Origin of the sequence: Nitratireductor sp. XY-223 (assembly GCF_004959855.1) — a bacterium.
Lineage (GTDB): Bacteria > Pseudomonadota > Alphaproteobacteria > Rhizobiales > Rhizobiaceae > Hoeflea_A.
In genome coordinates this window covers 50051-74320 of the sequence record NZ_SPNT01000011.1, presented here as the reverse complement: position 1 = coordinate 74320, position 24270 = coordinate 50051, and the positions used below count along the sequence as shown (strand labels likewise).

21 protein-coding genes and 1 riboswitch are annotated in these 24270 nt (G+C 62.2%); of the genes, 12 read left to right on the top strand and 9 right to left on the bottom strand.

Translation table 11 applies throughout. The features are described from left to right. Positions 1-44 precede the first annotated feature (44 nt). The 9 genes from E4M07_RS24915 (at position 45) to lpxB (ending at position 9814) form a co-directional block, all read left to right on the top strand. Positions 45-770, top strand: a complete 726-nt coding sequence (locus E4M07_RS24915) for an isoprenyl transferase (RefSeq protein ID WP_136661131.1) — start codon at positions 45-47, stop codon at positions 768-770. Next, a complete protein-coding gene (locus E4M07_RS24910; RefSeq protein WP_136661130.1) occupies positions 770-1609 on the top strand; it encodes a phosphatidate cytidylyltransferase in 840 nt (279 codons plus the stop codon). The genes E4M07_RS24915 and E4M07_RS24910 overlap by 1 nt, the downstream gene beginning before the upstream one ends. A 16-nt stretch (positions 1610-1625) precedes the next feature. Continuing rightward, positions 1626-2759, top strand: coding sequence for an RIP metalloprotease RseP (gene rseP, locus E4M07_RS24905; protein WP_136661129.1), 1134 nt, complete (start codon positions 1626-1628; stop codon positions 2757-2759). Between the two features lie 248 nt (positions 2760-3007). After that, positions 3008-5332 carry an outer membrane protein assembly factor BamA gene (gene bamA / locus E4M07_RS24900; protein ID WP_136661128.1) on the top strand — a complete coding sequence of 775 codons (2325 nt, stop codon included), beginning with the start codon at positions 3008-3010 and terminating at the stop codon, positions 5330-5332. Positions 5333-5473: 141 nt separating this feature from the next. Continuing rightward, on the top strand, positions 5474-6364 hold the full coding sequence (gene lpxD / locus E4M07_RS24895) for a UDP-3-O-(3-hydroxymyristoyl)glucosamine N-acyltransferase (protein ID WP_169054380.1): 891 nt from the start codon (positions 5474-5476) through the stop codon (positions 6362-6364). 62 nt (positions 6365-6426) lie between these two features. Beyond that, positions 6427-6903 (top strand): 3-hydroxyacyl-ACP dehydratase FabZ, encoded by a 477-nt coding sequence (gene fabZ / locus E4M07_RS24890; RefSeq protein WP_136661126.1) that lies wholly within the window; start codon positions 6427-6429, stop codon positions 6901-6903. Next, entirely contained in the window at positions 6904-7716 is an 813-nt protein-coding gene (lpxA, locus tag E4M07_RS24885; protein ID WP_136661125.1) for an acyl-ACP--UDP-N-acetylglucosamine O-acyltransferase, read from the top strand. A 5-nt stretch (positions 7717-7721) separates the two neighbouring features. Beyond that, positions 7722-8621, top strand: coding sequence for a UDP-2,3-diacylglucosamine diphosphatase LpxI (lpxI, locus tag E4M07_RS24880; RefSeq protein ID WP_136661124.1), 900 nt, complete (start codon positions 7722-7724; stop codon positions 8619-8621). Continuing rightward, positions 8618-9814: a lipid-A-disaccharide synthase gene (lpxB, locus tag E4M07_RS24875; protein WP_136661123.1), complete on the top strand. Its 1197-nt coding sequence runs from the start codon at positions 8618-8620 to the stop codon at positions 9812-9814. The genes lpxI and lpxB overlap by 4 nt, the downstream gene beginning before the upstream one ends. Before the next feature lie 100 nt (positions 9815-9914). On the opposite strand, the gene E4M07_RS24870 is transcribed toward lpxB, so the two are convergent. The 4 genes from E4M07_RS24870 to gcvT all read right to left on the bottom strand — a co-directional run bounded on the left by E4M07_RS24870 (position 9915) and on the right by gcvT (position 14793). Continuing rightward, complete coding sequence (locus tag E4M07_RS24870; RefSeq protein ID WP_136661122.1) at positions 9915-10313, bottom strand: hypothetical protein; 399 nt, start codon at positions 10311-10313, stop codon at positions 9915-9917. Positions 10314-10457: 144 nt separating this feature from the next. After that, positions 10458-13295 carry an aminomethyl-transferring glycine dehydrogenase gene (gene gcvP / locus E4M07_RS24865; RefSeq protein WP_136661121.1) on the bottom strand — a complete coding sequence of 946 codons (2838 nt, stop codon included), beginning with the start codon at positions 13293-13295 and terminating at the stop codon, positions 10458-10460. A gap of 11 nt (positions 13296-13306) precedes the next feature. Continuing rightward, positions 13307-13675, bottom strand: a complete 369-nt coding sequence (gene gcvH, locus E4M07_RS24860) for a glycine cleavage system protein GcvH (RefSeq protein WP_136661120.1) — start codon at positions 13673-13675, stop codon at positions 13307-13309. 2 nt (positions 13676-13677) lie between these two features. Beyond that, positions 13678-14793 carry a glycine cleavage system aminomethyltransferase GcvT gene (gcvT, locus tag E4M07_RS24855; RefSeq protein WP_136661119.1) on the bottom strand — a complete coding sequence of 372 codons (1116 nt, stop codon included), beginning with the start codon at positions 14791-14793 and terminating at the stop codon, positions 13678-13680. A gap of 135 nt (positions 14794-14928) precedes the next feature. After that, positions 14929-15025: riboswitch (glycine riboswitch) on the bottom strand. Positions 15026-15173: 148 nt separating this feature from the next. On the opposite strand from gcvT, the gene E4M07_RS24850 reads away from it, so the two are divergent. Next, positions 15174-16058: a hypothetical protein gene (locus E4M07_RS24850; protein ID WP_246660592.1), complete on the top strand. Its 885-nt coding sequence runs from the start codon at positions 15174-15176 to the stop codon at positions 16056-16058. A 63-nt stretch (positions 16059-16121) separates the two neighbouring features. On the opposite strand, the gene glnA is transcribed toward E4M07_RS24850, so the two are convergent. Both glnA and E4M07_RS24840 read right to left on the bottom strand, forming a co-directional pair. Beyond that, positions 16122-17531 carry a type I glutamate--ammonia ligase gene (glnA, locus tag E4M07_RS24845; protein WP_136661118.1) on the bottom strand — a complete coding sequence of 470 codons (1410 nt, stop codon included), beginning with the start codon at positions 17529-17531 and terminating at the stop codon, positions 16122-16124. A 58-nt stretch (positions 17532-17589) separates the two neighbouring features. After that, the gene (locus E4M07_RS24840) at positions 17590-17928 is read right to left on the bottom strand and encodes a P-II family nitrogen regulator (protein WP_136661117.1); all 339 of its coding nucleotides are present in this window, start codon (positions 17926-17928) and stop codon (positions 17590-17592) included. Between the two features lie 368 nt (positions 17929-18296). Between E4M07_RS24840 and E4M07_RS24835 the strand changes: the two genes are divergently transcribed. Together E4M07_RS24835 and E4M07_RS24830 are read left to right on the top strand one after the other, a co-directional pair. After that, a complete protein-coding gene (locus tag E4M07_RS24835; protein WP_246660591.1) occupies positions 18297-19799 on the top strand; it encodes an NAD(P)H-hydrate dehydratase in 1503 nt (500 codons plus the stop codon). Positions 19800-19809: 10 nt separating this feature from the next. Continuing rightward, positions 19810-20163 carry a cupin domain-containing protein gene (locus E4M07_RS24830; RefSeq protein ID WP_136661116.1) on the top strand — a complete coding sequence of 118 codons (354 nt, stop codon included), beginning with the start codon at positions 19810-19812 and terminating at the stop codon, positions 20161-20163. Here the strand turns inward: E4M07_RS24830 and E4M07_RS24825 are convergent, their stop codons facing one another. Genes E4M07_RS24825 through uvrA form a run of 3 tightly spaced genes read right to left on the bottom strand, consistent with a single transcriptional unit; the run spans position 20164 to position 24237 of the window. Continuing rightward, positions 20164-20469: a chorismate mutase gene (locus tag E4M07_RS24825; protein ID WP_136661115.1), complete on the bottom strand. Its 306-nt coding sequence runs from the start codon at positions 20467-20469 to the stop codon at positions 20164-20166. Between the two features lie 21 nt (positions 20470-20490). Further along, positions 20491-21297, bottom strand: coding sequence for a DUF72 domain-containing protein (locus E4M07_RS24820; RefSeq protein WP_136661114.1), 807 nt, complete (start codon positions 21295-21297; stop codon positions 20491-20493). Positions 21298-21318: 21 nt separating this feature from the next. Then, the gene (gene uvrA, locus E4M07_RS24815) at positions 21319-24237 is read right to left on the bottom strand and encodes an excinuclease ABC subunit UvrA (protein WP_136661113.1); all 2919 of its coding nucleotides are present in this window, start codon (positions 24235-24237) and stop codon (positions 21319-21321) included. Between the last annotated feature and the right edge of the window lie 33 nt (positions 24238-24270).

Below are 24270 nucleotides of genomic sequence, written 5' to 3'. Positions count from 1 at the left end.
CGGTGGCATCTTTCCGTCTAGAAGGACAAGACAGAGGTCGATCGTTGAACACGCCTCAACATGTGGCCATCATCATGGATGGCAACGGACGATGGGCCCAGCAACGCGGCCAGGCGCGCGCAATCGGCCACCGCAAGGGTGTTGAGGCGGTCCGGCAGGCTGTGAAGTCTGCCGGTGAGCTTGGCATCAGATATCTGACATTGTTCGCGTTTTCATCGGAGAACTGGCGCCGTCCGCAGGATGAAGTCAATGACCTGATGAACCTGCTGAAGATATTCGTGCGGCGCGATCTCGCCGAACTGCACCGCGAGAACGTGCGTGTGCGCGTTATCGGCGACCGAAACTCGCTCAAGCCCGACATTCTGGCTCTTCTGACGGAGGCCGAGGAACTGACGAGGGGAAACAGCGCGCTAGATCTCATTATCGCGTTCAACTACGGCGGCAGGGACGATATCACCCGCGCGGCAAGGCTTCTGGCCATCAAGGCCGCACGCGGCGAGATCGACCCGGAGCGCATCGATGAGGATTCGCTCAGCGAGGCGCTGGACACGTCCGAGGTGCCCGACCCGGACCTGGTCATTCGCACCAGCGGCGAACAGCGCATCTCGAATTTTCTGATCTGGCAGGCGGCCTATGCGGAGTTCGTCTTCCTGCCGTGCCTGTGGCCTGATTTCGATCGAACCGACTTCGAGGAAGCCCTGCGGCAGTTTGCCGGCCGCAGCCGGCGCTTCGGGGCGGTGGCCGAGCAAGACCTGGCTTTGGGCTCCTGATGCACAGTGAGATTCTGGTTCGTACGTTATCCGGCGTAACGCTGGGGCTCGTTGTGCTCGCGCTGACGTGGTTCGGCGGCCTCGGCTTCAAGCTGCTTTTGGTCGTGTTCATGGCGCTTGTGTTCGTCGAGTGGTTTCGCATTGTGCAGACCAGGTCGCTAAGCCGCGCAACCTGGGCAATCGGGATCTGCACCATCGGCGCGACCGGGATTTGCATACTGGCCGGTTGGGGCAGCCTCGGATTGGCGCTGGCTGCAGCAGGTGCCGCGCTGTGCCTCCTGGCACGCGTGTTGGAAGGCCGCGACGGTTGGCCCGCCGTCGGTCTGGTCTATGCCGGTTTTTCCGGCGTTGCCTTTACCGAATTACGGGATTCGGGCAGCTACGGGTTTGCGGTGGTGATCTTCCTATTCGCGGTGATCTGGACGACCGACATTTTTGCCTTTTTTGGCGGCCGTCAGTTCGGAGGCCCCAAACTCGCGCCGGTAATGTCTCCCAAAAAAACCTGGTCGGGCTTTGCCAGCGGTCTTTTGGGCGGTGTCATCGCCGGGATCATTGCCGCCGCGATATTTGCCGATTCCAGACTGGTCTGGGTGGCCGCGCTTGCCGCGGTGCTGTCGCTTGCCGGCCAGATGGGCGATCTTTTTGAATCCGGTTTCAAAAGACAGTTTGGCGTAAAGGATTCCGGTGCGATAATACCCGGGCACGGTGGCGTTATGGACCGCGTGGACAGCGTCATTTTCGCCGCGTTTGCAGCCTATGCGATTGGTGTCGCGCTGCCCGGCAACGACATTTCCCCCGGCGGCGGCAACGATATAGCGCTGCGGCTGCTGGGACCCTAAGGGACGGACGCTTTGCATGGACTATCTGATATCAGTCTATAGTTTTCTGGTCGGCTACATAGTGCCGTTTCTGATCGTGCTAACATTGGTCGTCTTTGTACACGAGATGGGCCACTATCTGGTCGGTCGGTGGTGCGGCATCCGCATCCTGACCTTCTCTGTGGGCTTCGGCCCCGAGATAGTCGGATTCAACGACCGCCACGGCACGCGCTGGAAGCTGTCCGCGATTCCGCTCGGCGGATATGTGAAGTTCTACGGCGATGAAAACGCGGCAAGCGCGCCGGATTTCGATGCCGTCTCCGGCATGAGCGATGCGGATCGGGAGCAATCCTTCCTCGGGGCGAATGTGTGGAAACGCGTGGCCACGGTGGCTGCCGGTCCGATCGCGAATTTCATTCTGGCAATCGCCATTTTCGCAGTCATGTTCGCCATATACGGAAAGCCTGTTGCCGATCCCGTCGTGGCGGAAGTTCAGCCCGGCAGCGCGGCCGAGGAGGCCGGATTGCTGCCGGGTGACATGATCACCACGATCGACGGCAAGCCGGTTTTGACGTTCGAGGACATACGGCGTTACGTGTCGCCCCGTCCCGAAGTGGGCTTAGTCCTGACGGTGGACCGGGACGGCCGGATGATCGAGATTCCCATCGTTCCGAAACGTGCGGAGATCGAGGACCAGTTCGGCAACAAGATGGAAGTCGGCCTCATCGGCGTCGTCACGGATGCCTCTGTGGCCAATTTCCGCAGGCAGGAGCTCAATCCGCTTCAGGCGGTTGGAGCCGCGGCCGGCGAGAGCTGGTTCATCGTGGCCAGATCCGTCGGTTACATCGGCAATATCATCATCGGACGAGAAAAAGCTGACCAGCTCGGCGGTCCGATACGCGTGGCACAGGTGTCGGGCCAGGTGGCGACGCTCGGCGCCGCTGCTCTCCTGCAGCTCGCCGCGGTCCTTTCGGTGTCGATCGGGTTCCTGAATTTGCTGCCGATTCCCATGCTCGATGGGGGCCATCTGGTGTTTTACGCCATCGAGATCGTGCGGGGCAGGCCGGTCGGTGAAAAGGCCCAGGAAATAGCCTTCAAGATTGGTCTCAGCCTTGTACTGATGTTGATGCTGTTTGCGACCTGGAACGATGTAACAATGTTATTCGGCTAGCAATTGCCATGTTTCTGTTATTATTGGGCGATTGGTTTTTGAGTCGCTCGCACAGCCGTTATACTTCGTAACAATACGTTAGATATTTTACGGTCGGCACGTTGCGATTTCGCCACTTGTTGACAGTTAGTAAACAGAAATCAACTCAATGGCTTGCTTGTGGCTCAAAACCCTGTAAAAACGGCGGGGAGGTGGAATCGCCTTTCGGTTCGTTCTGGGGACATTGGGATAAAGGGTAAACGACGCCAATGAAGGCCGGTTCAAAGTTACTGGGCGCGGTAACCGCGCTAACGCTCGCAGTGTGTATCGTCGTGAGCGGAGCGGGGGTAGCCTTTTTCGGCTCGACGGTGACGGCACAGGCGGCTGTGGTAAGCGTCATCGAGGTCCGGGGGAACCAGCGCGTTGACGCCGAGACCATCCGCGGCAATATCACCATCAGACCCGGCGTCAACTTCAATAATGCGGATATCGACGAATCCGTGAAGCGGTTGTTTGCGACCGGACTGTTTTCGGATGTCACCATCGACCGGAGCGGCAGCCGGCTTATCGTGACAGTCGATGAAAACCTGATCATCAATCAGGTTGTTTTCAATGGAAACAAGAAGATAAAGGACAAGCAGCTGGAAGCGCTCGTGCAGTCCAAGCCGCTTGGTCCCTACAGCGAAACAACGGTCGAATACGACGCCGAGGCCATCACGGAGGCCTATGACCGCATCGGCCGCAGCGAAGCGACCGTGACCACGCAGGTTGTCAATCTGACCGGTGGCAGGGTCAATGTCGCGTTCGACATCAATGAAGGCGGACGCACGAAAATTGCCACCATCAACTTCGTCGGCAACCAGTACTATTCCAACGGTCGCCTGGCGGATGTCATTGCCACCAAACGGTCGGGTTTCCTCTCGTTCCTGTCGCGCAAGGACGTATATGATCCGGACAAGCTGCAGGCAGACGAGGAACTGCTGCGGCGCTTCTATTACAATCGCGGGTTTGCCGATTTCCGAATCATTTCGACGACGGCCGACCTCGATCCCGAGAGCAATGACTATGTGATCACGATCACCCTGGACGAGGGCGAGCGCTACACGTTCGGTGACATCGAGGTGGAAAGCACCGTCGCCGGCATCGACGCCGAGAGCGTCAGGCGGCACCTGGCCAGCCGCAAGGGCGCCATCTACAGCGCCGAGAAAGTCGAGGAATCTATCATTTCGATCTCCGAGGCGGCGGCAGCCGATGGCTATCCGTTCGCCCAGGTGACGCCGCGCGGTAACCGCGATTTCGTCAACCGGACGATTTCGGTGACCTACCTGATCGATCAGGGCCAGCGCGCCTATGTGGAGCGTATCGAGATCCGCGGCAACACCCGAACGGCCGACTACGTCATTCGCCGGGAATTCGACATAAGCGAGGGTGACGCCTTCAACCAGGTGCTGATCCGGCGCGCCAAGAGAAGGCTTGAGGGACTCGGATACTTCCAGTCCGTCAACATCACGACGCAGCCGGGCTCGGAACCGGACCGGGTGATCATCGTTGTCGATGTGCGCGACCAGGCGACGGGTGAATTTTCCATCGGCGCCGGTTATTCGACCGGGTCGGCAGGTGCGACGGCCGAGCTGGGTATTTCCGAGCGCAACTTCCTGGGCCGCGGCCAGTTCATCAAGGTGGCGGTTGGCGGTGGCGAAAACACGCGCACCTACACCTTCTCCTTCACCGAGCCTTATTTCCTCGGTTACCGCCTGGCAGCCGGATTTGACGTTGCAAAGGCCGAAGACACCTCGCAGGACGGCTACGATATCGAGACGCTGGGCGTGACATTCCGCGTGGCGGCTCCGATCACCGACCGGGTGAGGACAGTACTCGCCTACACCTATGCGCAGGAAGAATATAATCCGGAAGCCGGCGCCACGTTCTCGGCGCCGATCCAGGATGCGATCGACAACAGCCCTTGGATCAAGTCGTCGATTTCGAACTCGATCATCTACGACACGATCGACGACAAGCGTCTGCCGCGTGAGGGTATCTTCGCGAGGATGACGGGCGAGTTCGCCGGCCTCGGCGGCGATGCGCAATTCGTCAAGGTGACCGCCAAGGGCAGCTACTACCACCCGATATCCGACTACGGCGATGTTATTGGCCTGGTCAGTGTCGGCGGCGGATACGTCATCCCGACTTCCGGCGACCTGCGGGTATTCGACCAGCTGTTTATCGGCGGCGAGACCATTCGCGGCTTTGAAAGCCAGGGCATCGGCCCGCGCGACACCAACGGCGATGCGCTGGGCGGCACGACCTACTTCAACGCAACCGCCGAGGTGGGTTTCCCGATCCCGATCGTTCCGCGTGATTTCGGTCTTCGCGGCGCCGTCTTCGCGGACGCGGCAACCCTCTACGGCAGCGATCTGGCCCTTGGGGCAACGGTCGTGAACGGTCTCGACATGCAGTGGCGTGCTTCGGTCGGTACCAGTATCATCTGGTCTTCGCCCTTCGGACCCTTCCGGCTTGACTTCGGTTTCCCGGTCGCCAAGGAGTCGTTTGACGAGACACAGGTGTTCCGTTTCGGCACAGCCGGACGGTTCTGATTGTAGACAAATCGGTCGGTCGCCAGCGCGAAGCGCGTTCAAGACACGACCCAGCGGCAGGGCCTGTCACGGATCGACGGGCCCTGAATTGTTGTAAAGATGGAAGACTGTCGCTTTTTCCCACGTCACAGCGGAATGAAGTTGTCTGAGCTTGCTGATGCGATTGGGGCGCGGCTCTCCGACCCGGCGGCTGCCGGCCGTGTCGTAACCGGGGTCTCCACATTGTCGCATGCCACGGACGGCGATATCTGCCTGGCCGCAACAAGCATGAACGATGCGCTGTCGGGGACAAAGGCAGCAGCAGTTATCTGTTCGGAAGACTCACTCCGTCACGTGCCTGGCGGCTGCGCGGCTCTGGTTGTCGATGACCCGCTCGCAGCCTATGCCCGCACGGCTGCCCTGCTTTATCCCGAAGCGATGCGACCCGTGACGCCGGGCGGCGAGAGGGAAATTTCGCCGGCTGCCCTCGTTCACCCGCACGCCCGACTGGAAGATGGCGTTACCGTGGAAGACGGTGCGTCCATTGGCGCCGGCGTTCGGCTGGGATCCGGAACGACTGTCTGTTCGGGCGCGGTTATCGGACCGGGTTGCCGCTTTGGAAGGGACTGCACGATTTCCGCTGGCGTGACCGTGCAGCACGCTCTCGTCGGAAATGGGGTCATCATGCATCCGGGCGCGCGGATCGGACAGGATGGCCTTGAATATGTTGAAACCGGCACCGGGCCGTTGAAGATCGCCCAGATCGGACGCGTCATCGTGCAGGACAATACCGAGATAGGTGCGAATACGACCATCGACCGTGGATCGCTGGAAGACACGGTGATCGGGGAGGGGACTAGGATCGACAATCTTGTCCATGTCGCTCACAACGCGCGCATCGGTCGACACTGCGCTATTGCCAGCCAGGCGAGCATATCGGGCAACGTATCGATCGGCGACGGGGCACGGATCGCGGCGATGAGCGCCGTTACCGTCGACGTACCGGCCGGTGCCACTTGGGGCGGCGCGCCGGCAGGTCCCGTCGGGTCATGATTGAGAGTGGATTTTGAGCGCGAAAGCACTTGACGAGAAGGGGAAGATAAAGGGTACGGCACATGAGTGAGGAAAATGGCAACGTTCTGGAAAGCGCCGATCTTTCTGAGATCATGCGTCTGCTGCCGCATCGCTATCCGTTTCTGTTGGTCGACAAGATAATTGACATCGATGCGGACAACGCCGCGGTCGGAATAAAGAACGTGACGGTCAACGAGCCGCATTTCACCGGACACTTTCCGGAAAATCCGGTTATGCCAGGCGTACTGCTGATCGAGGGCATGGCTCAGACGGCGGGGGCGATCTGCGCGCGTACGCAGGACTCGAAGGCCAACGTCGTGTATTTCATGACCATTGACAATGCGCGTTTCCGCAAGCCCGTCATCCCGGGCGACCGGGTGGAGTATCACGTAAAGAAGCTCAAGCAGCGCGGAACCATCTGGAAGTTTCACTGCGAAGCGATGGTTGATGGCGCCAAGGTGGCGGAAGCCGATGTCGGTGCGATGCTTGTGAAGGACGAACGGGAAGGTAATGCGTAAATGATCGCCGCATCGGCCAACATACATCCGTCATCCGTTGTCGAAGACGGAGCCCGCATCGGCGAAAATGTCCGGATCGGACCTTTCTGCTACGTTGGGCAGGGGGTTACGCTTGAAAACGACGTCCGGCTGATCAGCCACGTCGTCGTCACTGGGAAGACTGCCATAGGCGCGCGCACGGCCGTGTTTCACGGCGCGGCGCTTGGCGCGGAACCGCAGAACGTACACTACAAGGGTGAGGATACGGAGCTTCGGATCGGGTCTGACTGCGTCATTCGTGAAGGCGTCACGATGCACACCGGCATGGCAGATGCCGGCGGTGTCACAACAGTGGGCGATCATTCCCTGTTCCTGGCCTATTCGCACGTCGCGCATGACTGCCATGTGGGAAGTCATGTCATCCTGTCCAACAACGTGATGCTGGGCGGGCACGTTACGGTCGGCGACCGCGTCATCATGGGTGGCGGCGCCGCGGTGCATCAGTTTTGCCGGGTCGGCCATCACGCCTTTATCGGCGGGCTCGCGGCCTGCTCCCTGGATGTGATCCCCTATGGAATGCTCAACGGCAATCCCGGCATTCTCGGCGGGCTGAATGTCATCGGCATGTCGCGGGCCGGCATGGACAAGGCCGAAATCCACACCGTCAGGCGCGCCTTCAAACAGATTTTCCACGGAAGCGGAACGGTCCGTGAAAATCTCGAGGCGGTCAGGCACGAATACGACAACATCCCAGCACTGAACGATCTGCTTGCGTTCATGGATGCCGAAAGCCATCGCGGCCTCGCCTCGGCGGCAAAGGAAAAAAGGGCCTGAATTCAATGAAGCCCGCCGGCCGGTCGCAGGAAAACAATGCACGCTTGGCCATCATCGCCGGTCGGGGCCGCTTGCCCATCGATATCGCGAGGGCGGCGCGCGACAAGGGGGACAATCCGTTCATAATCGGTCTTGTCGGAGAGGCAAACGACGTCCCGGCCGAGTTCGAACAGGTAAGCGTCGGTCTTGGTGATGCGGCACGTATCCATTCCTTGCTGAAGGAAAAGGGGATCGACCGCGTTATTCTGTCGGGCGGCGTCAATCGACGCCCCGAATTGCGCGAACTGCGCGGGCCGATGCGACTGTTTCGCCACCTTCCCGCGATCCTCGGGGCCCTGTCCGGCGGCGGCGACGACAAGCTCTTGAGGACGGTCATCTCGATCATCGAAGCGGCCGGCTGCCGGGTTGTCGGCGCGCAGGATGTCGTTCCGGGCCTGCTCGCGGAAACCGGGGCGATTACGCGCCGCGCACCCGGGACACGGGACTGGCAGAACATTGCCGCCGCCTGTGCTGCGGCCAATGCGCTCGGCGCGCTTGATGTCGGCCAGGGTGCGGTGGCGGTCGGCGGCCGGATTGTCGCTCTGGAGGGCGCGGAGGGCACGGACGGCATGCTCTCGCGTGTCGCGGATCTGCGAAAGAACGGGCGTATCTCGGCAACGCGCCGGGGCGTGCTCGTAAAGCTGTGCAAGCCACAGCAGGATTTGCGCGCCGATTTGCCTTCCATTGGACCGGATACGGTCCGCAATGCCGCTGCCGCGGGTCTCGCCGGCATCGCGGTCGACGCCGGAAGGGCATTCGTTCTCGAACGTGAAGCCGTCGTCGAGGAAGCCGACCGGCGCGGCCTGTTCGTTGCCGGCATCGACCGGGACGACCCGGCCGGCCTCGAAAAGGCCAGGGCGTCATGAACGAGCAGCTACCGCCGCTTAAACTGGCCATCATCGCGGGCGAGCCTTCCGGGGATCTTCTGGGTGCGGACCTGATCGCCGCGCTGGCCGCCGGCCGGCCGGTCGAGCTCGTCGGCGTCGGCGGCGAGGCGATGACGGCGCAGGGGCTTTCCTCGCTGTTCGATTACAGCGATCTGTCGATCGTCGGCGTCGGCCAGATCGTCGCGCAGCTTCCGAAACTGCTGGGTCATATTCGAAAGGCGGCAAACGCGATCATCGCCGCGGACCCGGATGTGCTGGTGATCATCGACAGCCCGGAGTTCACCCACCGCGTCGCCGCACGGGTGCGCAAGGCGCTGCCGCGCCTTCCGATCGTCAATTACGTGTGCCCGACGGTCTGGGCCTGGAAGCCGGAACGGGCGCCCCGGATGACCGCCTATGTCGATCACGTTCTTTCGATATTTCCGTTCGAAGCCGACGTCGTTGCGAAACTGGGTGGTCCGCCACTGACCTATGTCGGCCACCGTCTGGCATCGGACGCCTCGCTGCTCGCCGCCGCAACCGGGCAGATGGCGAAGCGGTCGAACAACATCTCTCAGGCCCTGCCGGTGTCCGACGCGCCCCTGTGCCTGATCCTGCCCGGATCCCGCAACGGCGAGGTCAAGCGGCTTCTGTCGGACTTCGGTGAAACCGCCCGTCTTCTCGCCGAGCGCATGCCGCACGTCCGGTTCCAGATACCGACGCTGCCCCGCCTGGAAGAACGGGTGAGGGCAGGCGTCGCTGAATGGGACGTTCCGGTGCGCGTTACTGCGACCGCCGAGGAGAAGTGGCAGGCCTTCGAGGAGGCGGACGTCGCGCTCGCGGCTTCAGGCACCGTCCTGCTCGAGCTCGCCCTTGTCGGCGTTCCCTGTATCTCGGCCTACCGCATCGACCCGCTCTCCAAGCTGATTGTGCATCGCATCACCGCATGGACGGCGGCGCTGCCGAACTTCATTGCCGACTATCCGCTCATCAACGAATACATGCAGGAAATGATCCGCCCGGGCCTGATGGCGCGGCGGCTTGAGCGCCTGCTTCACCTGTCCTCGGAACGTCATGAAATGCTGCACGGATTCGACCACGTCCGCAGCGCCATGGCAGCGGATCGGCCGCCCGCCGAGATCGCGGCGGACGTGGTTTCAAGGCTGGTTGAGGAATCCCGCGAGCGACTTTGATGTTCTCGGTGATGCGCCTGCGGCGCTCCGAGCGCGGACTGACGCCGTCCGGATCATCGGATTTCGTGGTTCGCCGCCGGGTTTGCATGCGTGGCGATATCTAGAATTCCTTGCCGCAGGAACCATCCTCGATTTCGTAAGTCTGAAGAACGTATCGACCGAAAAACCTGTTTCCGGCTGTGACCCTGACCGAGATGAATTCAGGGTTCTCAAGCCCAGTCTTTTCCTTGACGAAGGGGATCACCGCCGGTGCGAAATGGTCGCACAGGCGGTCCAGAACCTGCTTGAAGGCGGGGGTTGAGAAACCGCCCGGAGGGTTCGCACTGGCCTTAATGCGCATCTCGATGCCCGTGCCGTACAAGCTATGCTTCGAGACCCCGGTGTCGACCAGGTTGTAGGTGATCTCCTCGCTGGCCCATGAGGCGGCGGGCTGGAGCAGCAGGGCCAAGGCGACAAGTGCAAATACCGTTGCGGTTTTGATTTCTTTCAGACTTTTCAAGTCAGCCCTCCGCCGTCGTCTTTCAGGGAGCCCTTTCGCCGGAACCTATGGCAAAGGTCAGCACCAAACACGAGACACCCTCGAGCGGAGCCGGTTGGCTTAGACCGGTCCCGCTCAGGGTCGGCTTGCCCTCGTTGCCTTGCTTTAGTCCGCCAATTGCTCGATAGGCGGGCAGGTGCAGACGAGGTTGCGGTCGCCGTAGACATTGTCGACCCGCGCGACCGGCGGCCAGTATTTGGACACCAGCTGCGCACCGCCGGCCGGTGCGACCGCAAGCATCGCATCGTAGCCGTGCTCCCAGTTTCCGGCGAGGGCCATCTCGGCCGTGTGCGGCGCATTGACCAGCGGATTGTCGTCCGTGCTCCACTCGCCGCGCTCGATACGCGCGATTTCCTCATGGATGGCGTGCATCGCGTCACAGAAACGGTCGAGTTCCGCCAGCGGTTCCGATTCCGTCGGCTCGACCATCAGCGTCCCGGCGACGGGCCAGGACATGGTGGGCGCGTGGAAGCCGTAGTCGATCAGCCGCTTGGCGATGTCCTCGACGCTGACGCCGGCGCTGTCCTTGAACGGGCGCGTATCGATGATGCACTCATGCGCCACCCTTCCGTCCTTGCCGCGGTAAAGGATGTCGTAGGATTTCCCGAGCCGTGCGGCGAGGTAGTTGGCCGACAGGATCGCCATCTCCGAAGCGGCTTTCAGCCCGTCCGCACCCATCATGCGGATATACATCCACGAGATCGGCAGGATCGAAGCGCTGCCGAACGCCGCCGCGGCCACGGCGCCGCTGCCGTCCTCGAGCGGATTTCCCGGCAGGAACGGCTTGAGGTGCTCCGACACGCCGATGGGGCCGATGCCCGGTCCACCGCCGCCATGGGGAATGCAGAACGTCTTGTGCAGGTTCATGTGGCACACATCGGCGCCGATCTCGAACGGACGCGCCAGCCCCACCATGGCATTGAGGTTCGCGCCGTCGAAATAGACCTGGCCGCCGTTGCGGTGGACGATATCGCAGATCTCCTTGATCCGCTGCTCGAACACCCCGTGGGTCGAAGGGTATGTGATCATCAGCGCGGCCAGGTTTTCGCTGTTTTCCTCGGCCTTTGCCTTCAGGTCCTCCAGATCGACATCGCCGGCATCCGTACATTTGACGACCACAATGCGAAGCCCGGACATCGACGCGCTCGCCGGATTGGTGCCGTGCGCCGACGACGGGATAAGGCACACGTCGCGATGACCTTCGCCGCGCGATGCGTGGTAGCGCCGGATGGCCGTGAGGCCCGCGAATTCGCCCTGGCTGCCGGCATTCGGTTGCAGGCTGACGGCCGCGAAGCCGGTGATCTGGCAAAGCCATTCTTCAAGCTCGGCAATCATCTTGCGATAGCCGGCCACGTGCTCTGCCGGGGCGAACGGGTGGATATTGCCGATCTTGCGCCAGCTCACCGGCGCCAGTTCAGCGGCGGCGTTGAGCTTCATCGTGCATGAGCCGAGCGGTATCATGGCGCGGTCAAGGGCAAGGTCCTTGTCGGCCAGGACACGCAGGTAACGCATCATGTCGGTTTCCGATTTGATCGAGCGGAAGACGTCCTGCGTGAGGAACGGCGACGAGCGTCTTTGCGATGGTAGCCGCGCTTCTGCCTCGGGCCCCTTGTCGCTGACGCCGAATATCGTGCACAGCGCCAGGAAATCCTCGTCGCTTGTCGTTTCGTCGAAAGAAACGCCAACCGTGTCTTCATCGACCACCCGGATCAGATAGCCGGCTTCACGCGCCTTTTCCTCCAGTTCTTGCGCCTTGCCGTTCACGCGGACCGCCAGCGTGTCGAAGAACTTGTCGCAACAAAGCTCATGACCGCCGGATGTCAGGCAGCCGGCAAACCGGTTCGCAAACTGCGCGGTCCTTGCCGCGATGGCGCGAAGGCCGTCCGGGCCGTGCCAGATCGCATAGGCCGCGGCCATGTTGGCAAGCAGGGCCTGCGCCGTGCAGATGTTGGACGTCGCCTTGTCGCGGCGTATGTGCTGTTCGCGTGTCTGCAGAGCCAACCGGTAGGCGGGGTTGCCATTGGCGTCGACGGATTGACCGACGAGCCGTCCCGGCATGATGCGCGTGAGGTTTTCCGCAACGCCGATATAGGCGGCGTGCGGTCCGCCGAAGCCCATCGGAACACCGAAGCGCTGGGCCGAGCCAACGACGATGTCGGCGCCCCAGTCCCCCGGCGGCTGCAGCAGCGCGAGAGCCAGCGGATCGGTCACAACGATGACCAGCGCTCCCGCGTCCTTAGCCGCCTTGACGATTTCGGCCGGGTTCTCAAAGCCGCCCAGCGTATCGGGCCATGAAAAGACCACCGCTGCCGTGTCGTCATCGGGCGCGCCGTCCCTGACCTTGATGTCGAGCGGCGACATGCGGGTCTCCAGGACGGTGCGCGACTGCGGATGCAGCCGGTTGACGACCGAGATCGTGTGGCGCTTCATGCGATGGTGGCGATAGGCCATGCCCGCAGCCTCGGCGACGGCCGACGCTTCGTCCAGGAGCGACGCATTGGCAACAGGAAGGCCGGTCAACTCGCTGACCAGCGTCTGGAAATTGAACAGCATCTCCAGCCGGCCCTGGCTGATCTCCGGCTGATAGGGGGTGTAGGCCGTGTACCAGGCGGGATTTTCGAAGAGATTGCGCTGAATGACGGCCGGAACGCGGCAGCCGTAATAGCCCTGTCCGATGAATGACCGCGCTTCGACATTCTCGTCGATCGTGGCGCGCAGTTCGGCCAGCGCGTCATGCTCGTCGGCGGCCGGCGGCAGATCGAGCGTCCCGTTGAAGCGAATGGCTTTCGGCAGCGTCTGGCTGATCAGGGCGTCGATGGACGCAACGCCGACTGTCGCCAGCATGGCGCGCACATCCGCAGGCGCGGGTCCGTTGTGTCGCGCCACAAACGGCAGGACCTCGTCCTTGCCCTCTGCCGGCGCATTGTGGTTGTGAACAGTCATGGCAATCTCCGTCAGCCAACCATCGCCTTGTAGGCGGCTTCATCCATGAGACCCTCGAGCTGCGAGGCATCATCGAGCCGCAGTTTCATGAGCCAGCCGTCTGATTGCGCGGAATCGTTGATCAGGCCGGGTTCCCCTTCCAGGGCGTCGTTGACCGCGGTGACTTCGCCGGTGACCGGCGCGTAAACGTCGGATGCCGCCTTGACCGATTCCACGACGATGACCGCATCGCCCTTGCCGACCTTTTGGCCGGCCTCCGGCAGCTCGACGAAGACGATATCGCCCAGCTGTTCCTGAGCATGGTCCGTAATGCCGACAACGGCCTCCTCGCCATCGACGCGGATCCATTCATGATCTTCGGTAAAATACGTGGTCGCCATGGTTAGCCTCCTCGGAAGTAGTTGTGTTCGACAAAGGGTAGTTTTTCGATGCTGCAGGCATGCCGCTTGCCGCGGACATCTGCGTATATGCGGTCGCCGGCCGCGCCGGCTGATTTTTCGATCCGGCCGATTGCCACCGGATGGCCGCAGGACGGTCCGAACCCGCCCGATGTTACGATGCCGATTTCCGGCGCATCCGGCGCTTCGCCGGCAAACAGGACCGAGCCGCCGCGCACCGGTGCGCGTCCCTCTGGCTTAAGGCCGATGCGTTTGCGGGAAACGCCCCCGGCAAGGATTTCCGCGAGCGCCTGCGCGCCGACATAGGCGCCGCCGGAGCGCAGGTCTTTCGGCACGGCCCAGATCAGTCCCGCTGTTGCGGGATCGGTGTCCTCATCCATGTCCTGTCCGTAGAGCGGCAGTCCCGCCTCGATGCGCAGGCTGTCGCGGGCACCAAGTCCGATCCATTCGACCGCCGGATCGCTGACGAGTTGTTTTGCGAAATCCTCGGCGGCGTCCGGCGAGAGCCCGATCTCGAAACCGTCCTCGCCGGTGTAGCCGGACCGTGACAGGAACGTCCCGTCGCTCAGTTCCGTCACCTGCATGAAGACGAGCGTGCCGCTGGCCGGGATCAGTTTCGCTAGCGCTTCCGCGGCTTTCGGACCCTGCAATGCCAAAAAGACCCGCGGGATGTGCGTGACCGTGGCATCGAAGTCGGCTGATATCTGTTCCAGGTGTGCCAGGTCCTTGTCGGCGCACGCGCCGTTGGCAACGACGAGGAAGCGTTCATCGCCGAGCCGGCTGACGATCAGATCGTCGATCATACCGCCCTGGTCGTTGAGCATGTAGGTATAGCGGCCGGTCCGTAGCGGTTGAACGGACGCGTCGTAGGGACACGCACGCGATATCAGGTTTGCCGCCTGCGGGCCGCGAACCTCGATATGCGACATGTGTGAGATATCGAACAGCCCGGCCGCCTCGCGCGTGTGAAGGTGCTCCTTCATCACGCCGAGCGGATAGGTGATCGGCATGTCGTACCCGGCGAAAGGCCCGAAACGGGCACCCGCGGCGACATGCAGTTCCTTCAGTGGTAATTGTTTCGCCATTTTCACTCCAGACATGGTTGCGCATATCCGCGCTTTCGCGCGGACTAAGCGCCCCTCTGTCTGGAGCCTGAGAGACTCGCGCAACCGGAACTCTGTCGGCAACGCTTACACCTTCGGCGCGGGACGGCTGCCCCGACTTTCCAGAGTGCCTTTCTGTCTACGGTCCTTTTGCCTGAGAGATTATGGGCATTTTCCCCTTCGGCGGCCTGGATCCGCTAAGATCCGTGCTCTCTCCCGCAGACGACGTTTGATGCTTCAAGAAACACCAACTGGCGGCGGCAGATTAGTAGAATAACGGTGCATTGTCATCTATTGTGCCGAAAATTCACCATTCATTGATTAAACTGCCGTCGAATCAATACTTCTCAACGGGTGAATGGCGTGCGGAGATGAGATTGCTGCGACCAACAGCCGTAATTTGCCTGCTTGCGGCCATGACGACGGCCGTATTCGGCGAATCGATCAGCGTTCGGCCCCACAAGGACAAGCTCTTTGCCTATCCCTCTGTTCTGGAGAGCCAGGACGGCGGCGCCTTCCTGCGGATCGACTATCGAAAGGAACGCGATATCGACAGGCGGGATCAGGTTCCGCAGATCCGCGCCCATCGCAACTATGTCTCGCTGCGGCCGAAGCGGCAGCAGAGGGCGATAACGATCCGCGGGTCAAATATCGCGGTGGAAGCCTATGAGGTCGGGCCGAGCAGGAAGGCCAGGTTCGCGGTCATCTTCATTCACGGGCGCGGCGGGGACAGACGCCTTGGCGTAAAGGACTGGACATTCGGCGGCAATTTCAACCGGCTGAAGAACCTGACGGTGAAAAGCGGCGGCGTCTACTACGCGCCGACGATACCGAGTTTCGACGGCACCGGCCTGAATTATCTGAAAACCCTGGTGACCTATATCAGGCACACGGCGCCGAACGCGCCCGTTATCCTGGCGTGCGGGTCCATGGGCAGCAGGCTGTGCTGGAAGGGCAGCAATGACCCGGGCATTTCATCCCGCCTGGCCGGAATCGTGATCCTTGGCGGGACCGGTGACGAGGCCTTCCTGCGCAGCGCCGCATTCCATGCCGGCGTTCCGGTGCTCCTTGCCCACGGAAGCCTCGACACCGTCTACGACTGGCGCGGTCAGCACGCGCTCTACCGGCGGGTCCGCTACGCATCGTCGGAAGGCATCTACCCGATCCGCTTCGTGCTGTTCCAGACCGGCAGTCACGGAACGCCGATCCGCATGGTCGACTGGCGCGAGACGCTCAACTGGATGTTCGCAAACGCGGGCTAGTGTAAATCAGGCACAAAAAAGCCGGGCTCTTGGCCCGGCCTTTCCTGTGCGTGCGTCCGAGGTTCAGACGGAGTAGTACATGTCGAACTCGACCGGGTGCGGCGTGTGTTCGAAGCGGATGACCTCTTCCATCTTCAGCTCGATATAGGCATCGATCTGGTCGTCCGAGAAGACGCCGCCGGCGGTCAGGAACGCGCGGTCCGCATCGAGCGTTTCGACGGCCTCGCGCAGCGACGCCGAGACGGTGGGGATCTCCTTCAGTTCCTGCGGCGGCAGGTCGTAGAGGTCCTTGTCCATCGCATCGCCCGGATGCAGCTTGTTCTTGATGCCGTCGAGGCCGGCCATCAGCATGCCGGCAAACGCCAGGTAGGGGTTTGCCGCCGGGTCCGGGAAACGCACCTCGACGCGCTTCGACTTCGGCGACGAGCCGAAGGGAATGCGGCAGGATGCGGAGCGGTTGCGCGCCGAATAGGCCAGCAGCACCGGTGCCTCGTAGCCCGGGACCAGTCGCTTGTAGGAGTTGGTCGACGGGTTGGTCAGCGCGTTCAGCGCCTTGGCGTGTTTGATGACGCCGCCGATATAGTAGAGGCAGGTCTCCGACAGGCCGGCATATTCGTCGCCGGCAAAGGTCGGCTTGCCGCCTTTCCAGATCGACTGGTGCACATGCATGCCCGTGCCGTTGTCGCCGTAAACCGGCTTGGGCATGAATGTCGCGGTTTTACCATAGGCGTTGGCGACCTGGTGGACGACATACTTGTAGATCTGCATCTTGTCGGCATTGCGGGTCATGGTGTCGAACATGATGCCGAGCTCGTGCTGGGCGGCGCCGACCTCGTGGTGGTGCTTCTCGACCGTGAGGCCCATTTCAGTCATGACCGTCAGCATCTCGGAGCGCATGTCCTGGGCGCTGTCGACCGGCGGTACGGGGAAGTAGCCGCCCTTGGTGCGCGGACGGTGCGCCAGGTTGCCGATCTCGTATTCGGAGCCGCTGTTGGAGGGAAGTTCCGAACTGTCGAGGACAAATCCCGTGTTGTACGGATCGACCGTGAAGCGCACATCGTCGAAGACGAAGAACTCGGCTTCCGGACCGACATAGACCGTATCACCGATGCCCGACGCCTGCAGATAGGCTTCCGCCTTCTTGGCCGTTCCGCGGGGGTCGCGGTTGTAGGGCTCTCCGGAAATCGGATCCAGGATGTCGCACATGATGGCGAGCGTGGACTGGGCAAAGAACGGGTCCGAATGGACCGTCTCCGTGTCGGGCATCAGCACCATGTCGGATTCGTTGATCGCCTTCCAGCCGGCGATCGAGGATCCGTCGAACATGATGCCGTCGGCGAACATGTCTTCGTCGACCACGGCCGCATCCATCGTCACATGCTGCATCTTGCCGCGCGGATCGGTGAACCGCAGGTCGACGAATTTCACGTCATTGTCTTTCATCTGCTTGAGGATATCAGAGGCACTGGTCATTTAATTTTCCTAGTTTCCAGAGTGGTTGTGGTCGCGCACCGAACGGTTTCGGCGCCGATTAGATGGCATCGACACCGGTTTCCCCGGTGCGGATGCGAATGACTTCTTCGACGTTGGACACGAAAATCTTGCCGTCGCCGATGCGGCCGGTCTGGGCCGCGTTCCGGATCGCCTCGATGGCCGCGTCAACCGTATCGTCGGCCAGAACGATCTCGACTTTGACCTTCGGCAAAAAGTCGACGACGTATTCGGCGCCGCGATAGAGCTCGGTGTGACCCTTCTGCCGGCCAAATCCCTTGGCCTCGGTCACGGTTATTCCCTGCAGGCCGACTTCCTGAAGGGCTTCCTTCACCTCGTCGAGCTTGAAAGGCTTGATGATTGCTTCGATCTTCTTCATCAGAGATTGTCTCGCTGCTAGATCCACGTAAGCGAAAGTAATTCCGGCCGTGCGGATTTATCTCCACCTTCACACGCAAATGCATATGCCGTGCCAGTTTGATATCTGACGGTGATTTTTCCGCGCTTTTTTCGCGGTCCGGAGATTTTCGGCAATATCGGCGGCAAAAGCGGCAAAATTCAAACGCTTGCTGACGGGGCAGTGCGCCCGCTCCGGCAAGGTTGCCTAAAAATTAGCCTCACGCAATTGCGCAAAAAATAGGCAAATGCACAAATTATAATCAAATAGGAGGTGCGATTGCTGTTCATGAATTTCCCAGCATTGATATTGTCGCTGGCACCGTGAATCGCAGGATAGGCGAGTAGACCATGGCAGCTTCGGACGAAGGCGGATACCAGCCGATATTGACCCCCAGGGCGATGGGCGCAGTTGACAGCGCCGCAATCCGCTCCGGCATCGACGGATACAGGCTGATGCTCATCGCAGGCGCAGCGATTTCGGCGTGTGTTCTAGAGCACTACGCAGAGGCCGCGGGCGCCGTCGTTCTGTGCGGGCCGGGCAACAATGGCGGGGACGGTTATGTGGCGGCGCGGAACCTCCTGGATGCCGGCATGCCGGTCAGGCTCTATTCTTCCGTGGACCCGGAGCAACTGAAAGGCGACGCGGCGAAGGCGCGCGATGACTGGCCCGGCAACATCCACGCGCTGGCCGATCTCGACTGGCGCGACGATGAGGTCATTGTCGATGCGCTTTTCGGCGCCGGTCTCGACCGTCCGATCGACGGGCAGGTCGCCGAGGCCATCATGGCGGTCGTCTCCTCGGAACTGCCGGTCGTGTCCGCCGATCTGCCCTCCGGCATCTCGGGGCGCACCGGCCAGGTTCAGGGCGTTGCCCTGTCGGCCGATCACACGGTCACCTTCGCCGCCTACAAGCCCGGTCATTTCCTCATGCCGGGCGGCAGCCATTGCGGCACCGTCCATCTTGTCGATATCGGCATTCCGCAGCGTGAAATCGACGCGGAGGAAGAAGGGCTTTGGCTCAACACACCCGAGATCTGGGACCATGAACTGCCCGTGCCCGACGTGTCGGGCCACAAATACGGCCGGGGGCACCTTTGTGTTTTCAGCGGGGGCTTTGCCCAGACCGGCGCCGCAAGGCTGGCGGCCCGATGCGGGCTGCGCGCCGGGGCGGGTCTGGTCACCGTTCTTGCCCCGTCATCCGCAATCGCAGCCAATGCAACCCACCTGACAGCGATCATGCTGCGCGGGATCGACAATGACGAAGACCTCGGCACGCTGCTGCAGGATCAACGCCTGAACGGTTTCGTGCTGGGGCCGGGATTCGGTGTCGGAGACAGGGCCAGGGCGTTCGCGCGAGCGATCGTTGAAGCAGACCGCGCGCTGGTTCTGGACGCCGACGGCATCACGTCATTCAGGGACGATCCGAAGGAACTGTTCTCGGTGATTGCGGACGGTTCCGCACCGGTCGTCCTCACGCCGCATGACGGCGAGTTCTCGCGCCTGTTTCCGGACCTGGCGGCCAACGCTTCGCTCTCCAAGGTCGACCGTGCGCGCGAGGCGGCCGACCGTTCCGGCGCGGTGGTGCTTTTCAAGGGGGCCGACACGGTCGTCGCAGCACCGGACGGCCGGGCCGTCATCAACGACAACGCGCCGCCCTGGCTTGCGACGGCCGGCTCCGGCGATTGCCTCGCAGGCATCATCGGTGCGCTGCTGGTCCAGCATGTGCCAGCGTTCGAGGCGGCGGCGATCGGGGCCTACATGCATGGCGAAGCAGGAGAGCGGGCGGGAGAGGGCCTTACCGCCGATGACCTGCCGGACAGCATCCCGGCGCCAACCGGATATTTGGACTAGGGGCTGGAAGATGAATAAGCGTCATCCGAGTGTCGGCAACCTCTTCTCCGGCTTGCCGGGCGATAAGGTGGAAGGGGAAATATTCGACACGCTGCAGAGCGCGCCGGGTATGCGCATCGAGCGGATCGTTTCGACCGGCCAGGTGACGGCCGAGGACGACTGGTACGATCAGGACGACGATGAATGGGTCGTGGTGCTTGCCGGGGCGGCGCGGCTGCAGATCGAGGGCGAATCCGAAGAGAGATCGCTCACCGTCGGGGACTGGATCCGGCTGCCCGCCCATTGCCGGCACCGCGTGACCTGGACGCAGGACAACCCGCCCACGGTCTGGCTGGCGGTGCATCACGAACCGGACGACCAATAGCTAATCGGCCGATTCGAGCACCTCGTTCTCGCGATCGATCGACCATGCGATGAGCTGCCGCCAAAGCCGTTCGGCCAGATCCGCGTCAAATCCGTCGGCCTCGGCGTTGCGGCGCGCATTCATCGCCACCTCTTCCACACGCCATCCGATATCGGCGGGAAGACCGGCCTGCTTCTTGATCTCGGCGGCGCGGTCGATATAGCGGGAACGCACTGCCAGGAGCGCGACCAGTTCCCTGTCCAGCCGGTCGATCTGTGCGCGGACCTGGCACATGTCCGCACATTGCTCGGGCGTTTCAGCCGTCATCCGTTGATCCTCGTGGAATAACTAGCCCGCGCAGCGTTCCTGCAGCGCCATGGCGGCCTGCGGCGCACGGATCTTGCCCTCATGAATGAAGTAGACGAAGACATCGCGCGGCGTCGCCTCAGCGGAATGATTTGCATCGGCATAGGAGAGCCCGTCGGGCGCGCCGCCGTCGGCCCAGGTCCGGGCCCGCTGCGCCCATAGATCCAGATCCTCGGGAGGGTAGGCGGTCGGGATGTCATCCTGGCCCTTTTGCAGGCGCGCATAGATGAACGGCGCGGAGACGTCGGCGATTTCCGGGTACTTCAAGTGCTGTGAATAGACGATCGCAGCGCCGTGCCGCGCGGCCAGCGCCACGAATTCCGGTGATGAGAAGCTGTCGTGCCGCACCTCGAGCGCGTGTTTCAGCGGCACTCCGTCCCGCGACTGCGGCAGCATGGACAAAAAGGCGCCGAAATCGTCCGGATCGAATTTCTTCGTTGGCGCGAATTGCCAAAGAATCGGCCCGAGATGCGCGCCGAGCTCAGTGATGCCCGATCCGAGGAACCGCTCCATGGATTCAGCGCCCTCTGTCAGAACGCGCCGGTTGGTGACGAAACGGTTCCCCTTGACCGAAAAGACGAATCCCTCCGGCACGTCATTGGCCCATTTGGCGAAGGTCGCGGGCTTTTGTGTGCCGTAGTAGGTGCCGTTGATCTCGATCGTCGCAAGCTGGCTGCTGGCATAGTTCAGCTCATCCTTCTGGCGCACGTCCTTGGGGTAGAACGTGCCGCGCCAGGGGGCGAACGTCCAGCCGCCGATGCCAGCTCTGATTGTACCGGTGGGCGCCATTTCAGAATTCCTCCCGAGAATTTATTCCGCGGCTTCGATGTTCTTTGACGGCCGCCTTCGCAGCAGGTCCTTCAGGAACTGCCCCGTGTAGGAGCGTTCCTGGTCAACGATCTGTTCCGGCGTGCCGGTGGCAACGACTTCCCCGCCGCCATCGCCGCCTTCCGGACCGAGGTCGATAATGTAATCCGCCGTCTTGATGACCTCGAGATTGTGCTCGATGACCACGACCGAATTGCCCTGGTTGACGATCTCGTGCAGCACGTCGAGCAGTTTCGCGACATCGTGGAAATGAAGGCCGGTGGTCGGCTCGTCCAGTATGTAGAGCGTACGGCCGGTCGAGCGTTTCGACAGCTCCTTGGCGAGTTTCACGCGCTGTGCCTCGCCGCCCGAAAGGGTGGTGGCCTGCTGGCCGATCTTGATATAGCCGAGGCCGACGCGCCTCAGCGTCGTCAGCTTGTCGCGCACCGCCGGCACGGCCGAGAAGAAATCGCAGCCTTCCTCGACGGTCATCTCCAGGACATCGGCGATCGACTTGCCCTTGAATGTGACCTCGAGCGTCTCGCGATTGTAGCGCTTTCCGTGACACACATCGCAGGTTACATAGACATCCGGCAGGAAGTGCATTTCGATCTTGATCACGCCATCGCCCTGGCAGGCCTCGCAGCGCCCGCCCTTCACGTTGAACGAAAAGCGTCCCGGCTGATAGCCGCGCGCCTTCGCCTCCGGCAGGCCCGAGAACCAGTCGCGGATCGGCGTAAAGGCACCGGTATAGGTCGCCGGATTGGACCGCGGCGTGCGGCCGATCGGCGACTGATCGATATCGATGACCTTGTCGATATGCTGCAGGCCGTCGATGCGTTCGTGCGGCGCCGGATTGTCGCGCGCGCCCATGATGCGCCGTGCCGCGGCCTTGTAGAGCGTTTCGATCAGGAAGGTCGACTTGCCGCCGCCCGACACGCCGGTCACGGCCGTGAAGACACCGAGCGGGATGCTCGCCGTGATGTCCTTGAGGTTGTTGGCGCTGGCGCCGACAATCGTGATCTGGCGTTTCTTGTCCACCTTGCGGCGCTCCGCCGGAATCTCGACTTCCTGCACGCCGGAGAGATACTGCCCCGTCAGGGAGGTCGTCGCGGCCATGATGTCCTGCGGCGTGCCCTGTGCGACGATCTCGCCGCCGTGGATACCCGCCGCCGGTCCGATATCGATCACATGGTCCGCCGACAGGATGGCATCCTCATCGTGCTCGACGACGATCACGGTGTTGCCGATGTCGCGCAGATGCTTGAGCGTCGTCAGCAGGCGCGCATTGTCGCGCTGGTGCAGGCCGATGGATGGCTCGTCCAATACGTAGAGCACGCCGGTCAGCCCGGAGCCGATCTGAGAGGCGAGGCGGATGCGCTGGCTCTCGCCGCCCGACAGCGTTCCCGAATTGCGCGACAGCGTCAGATAGTCGAGCCCGACATCGTTGAGGAACTTCAGCCGGTCCTTGATCTCCTTGAAGATGCGGCCGGCGATCTCGTTCTGCTTGTCGGTCAGCCGGTCCGGCAGGCCGTCGAACCAGGTGCCCGCCTCGCGGATCGACATCTCAGTCACGTTGCCGACATGCAGGCCGTCGATCTTGACGGCCATTGCTTCCGGCTTCAGGCGGTAGCCGCCGCAGCTCGGGCAGGGGGCCGCCGCCATGTAGCGCTCGATCTCCTCGCGCGCCCAGGACGAATCCGTTTCCTTCCAGCGCCGTTCGAGGTTCGGGATGATGCCCTCGAAGGTCTTCGACGTCTTATAGGACCGCAGGCCGTCGTCGTAGTGGAAGTCGATCTTGTCGCCGGTGCCGTTGAGGATGGCGTCCCGCGCTTCATCGGAAAGTTCGTTCCACCGGTCGCCGAGCTTGAAATCGAAATGGCGGCCGAGTGCTTCCAGTGTCTGACCGTAGTAGGGCGAACTGGACTTCGCCCACGGCGCGATGGCGCCGTCCCTGAGCGTGCGCCCAGGTTCCGGGATGATCAGCGCCGGATCGATCTTCTGCTGCGTGCCGAGCCCGTCACAGGTGGGGCAGGCGCCGAACGGGTTGTTGAACGAGAACAGCCGCGGCTCGATTTCGGGGATCGTGAAGCCGGAAACCGGGCAGGCGAACTTCTCGGAAAACACCAGGCGCTCGTGGGTCTCGTTCTTCGACTTGTTGGCGCTGCCGTCCGAGGTCTCGTCCTGCGGCAGCGGTTTGTCGGCGAACTCGGCCACGGCCAGTCCGTCCGCCAGCCGCAGGCAGGTCTCCAGGCTGTCCGCCAGCCGGGTTGCGAGGTCGTCGCGCACGACAACCCGATCCACCACGACATCGATGTCATGCTTGTATTTCTTGTCCAGCGTCGGCGCGTCGGCGATCTCGTAGTAGGCGCCGTCCACCTTGACCCGCTGGAAGCCCTTCTTCATGAGATCGGCGAGTTCCTTGCGGTATTCGCCCTTGCGGCCGCGCACCAGCGGCGCGAGCACGTAAAGCCGTGTGCCATCCTCGAGCGCCATGACCCTGTCGACCATCTGGCTGACGGTCTGGCTTTCGATCGGAAGCCCGGTGGCCGGCGAATAGGGGATGCCGACGCGTGCATAGAGCAGTCGCAGGTAATCGTAGATTTCCGTCACGGTGCCGACGGTCGAGCGCGGGTTGCGCGAGGTTGTCTTCTGCTCGATGGATATCGCCGGTGACAGCCCGTCGATCTGGTCGACATCGGGCTTCTGCATCATTTCCAGGAACTGGCGGGCGTAGGCGGAAAGGCTCTCCACGTAGCGGCGCTGGCCTTCCGCGTAGATGGTGTCGAATGCGAGCGACGACTTTCCCGATCCGGAAAGACCGGTCATGACGATCAGCGTGTTGCGGGGCAGGTCGAGGTCAACGCTCTTGAGATTATGCTCGCGCGCGCCGCGGATCGAAATGGTCTTGAGTTCGCTCATGGTCTCCTTCCGCAATCAGGGCGATGATGCGCG

Coding starts and splice junctions, on each gene's coding strand:
- lpxB (WP_136661123.1), top strand. CDS start 8,618: ATGAACGAGCAGCTACCGCCGCTTAAACTGGCCATCATCGCGGGCGAG.
- E4M07_RS24825 (WP_136661115.1), bottom strand. CDS start 20,469: ATGACGGCTGAAACGCCCGAGCAATGTGCGGACATGTGCCAGGTCCGC.
- bamA (WP_136661128.1), top strand. CDS start 3,008: ATGAAGGCCGGTTCAAAGTTACTGGGCGCGGTAACCGCGCTAACGCTC.
- gcvH (WP_136661120.1), bottom strand. CDS start 13,675: ATGGCGACCACGTATTTTACCGAAGATCATGAATGGATCCGCGTCGAT.
- uvrA (WP_136661113.1), bottom strand. CDS start 24,237: ATGAGCGAACTCAAGACCATTTCGATCCGCGGCGCGCGCGAGCATAAT.
- lpxI (WP_136661124.1), top strand. CDS start 7,722: ATGAAGCCCGCCGGCCGGTCGCAGGAAAACAATGCACGCTTGGCCATC.
- fabZ (WP_136661126.1), top strand. CDS start 6,427: ATGAGTGAGGAAAATGGCAACGTTCTGGAAAGCGCCGATCTTTCTGAG.
- E4M07_RS24910 (WP_136661130.1), top strand. CDS start 770: ATGCACAGTGAGATTCTGGTTCGTACGTTATCCGGCGTAACGCTGGGG.
- glnA (WP_136661118.1), bottom strand. CDS start 17,531: ATGACCAGTGCCTCTGATATCCTCAAGCAGATGAAAGACAATGACGTG.
- E4M07_RS24835 (WP_246660591.1), top strand. CDS start 18,297: ATGGCAGCTTCGGACGAAGGCGGATACCAGCCGATATTGACCCCCAGG.
- gcvT (WP_136661119.1), bottom strand. CDS start 14,793: ATGTCTGGAGTGAAAATGGCGAAACAATTACCACTGAAGGAACTGCAT.
- E4M07_RS24830 (WP_136661116.1), top strand. CDS start 19,810: ATGAATAAGCGTCATCCGAGTGTCGGCAACCTCTTCTCCGGCTTGCCG.
- rseP (WP_136661129.1), top strand. CDS start 1,626: ATGGACTATCTGATATCAGTCTATAGTTTTCTGGTCGGCTACATAGTG.
- E4M07_RS24840 (WP_136661117.1), bottom strand. CDS start 17,928: ATGAAGAAGATCGAAGCAATCATCAAGCCTTTCAAGCTCGACGAGGTG.
- gcvP (WP_136661121.1), bottom strand. CDS start 13,295: ATGACTGTTCACAACCACAATGCGCCGGCAGAGGGCAAGGACGAGGTC.
- lpxA (WP_136661125.1), top strand. CDS start 6,904: ATGATCGCCGCATCGGCCAACATACATCCGTCATCCGTTGTCGAAGAC.
- E4M07_RS24820 (WP_136661114.1), bottom strand. CDS start 21,297: ATGGCGCCCACCGGTACAATCAGAGCTGGCATCGGCGGCTGGACGTTC.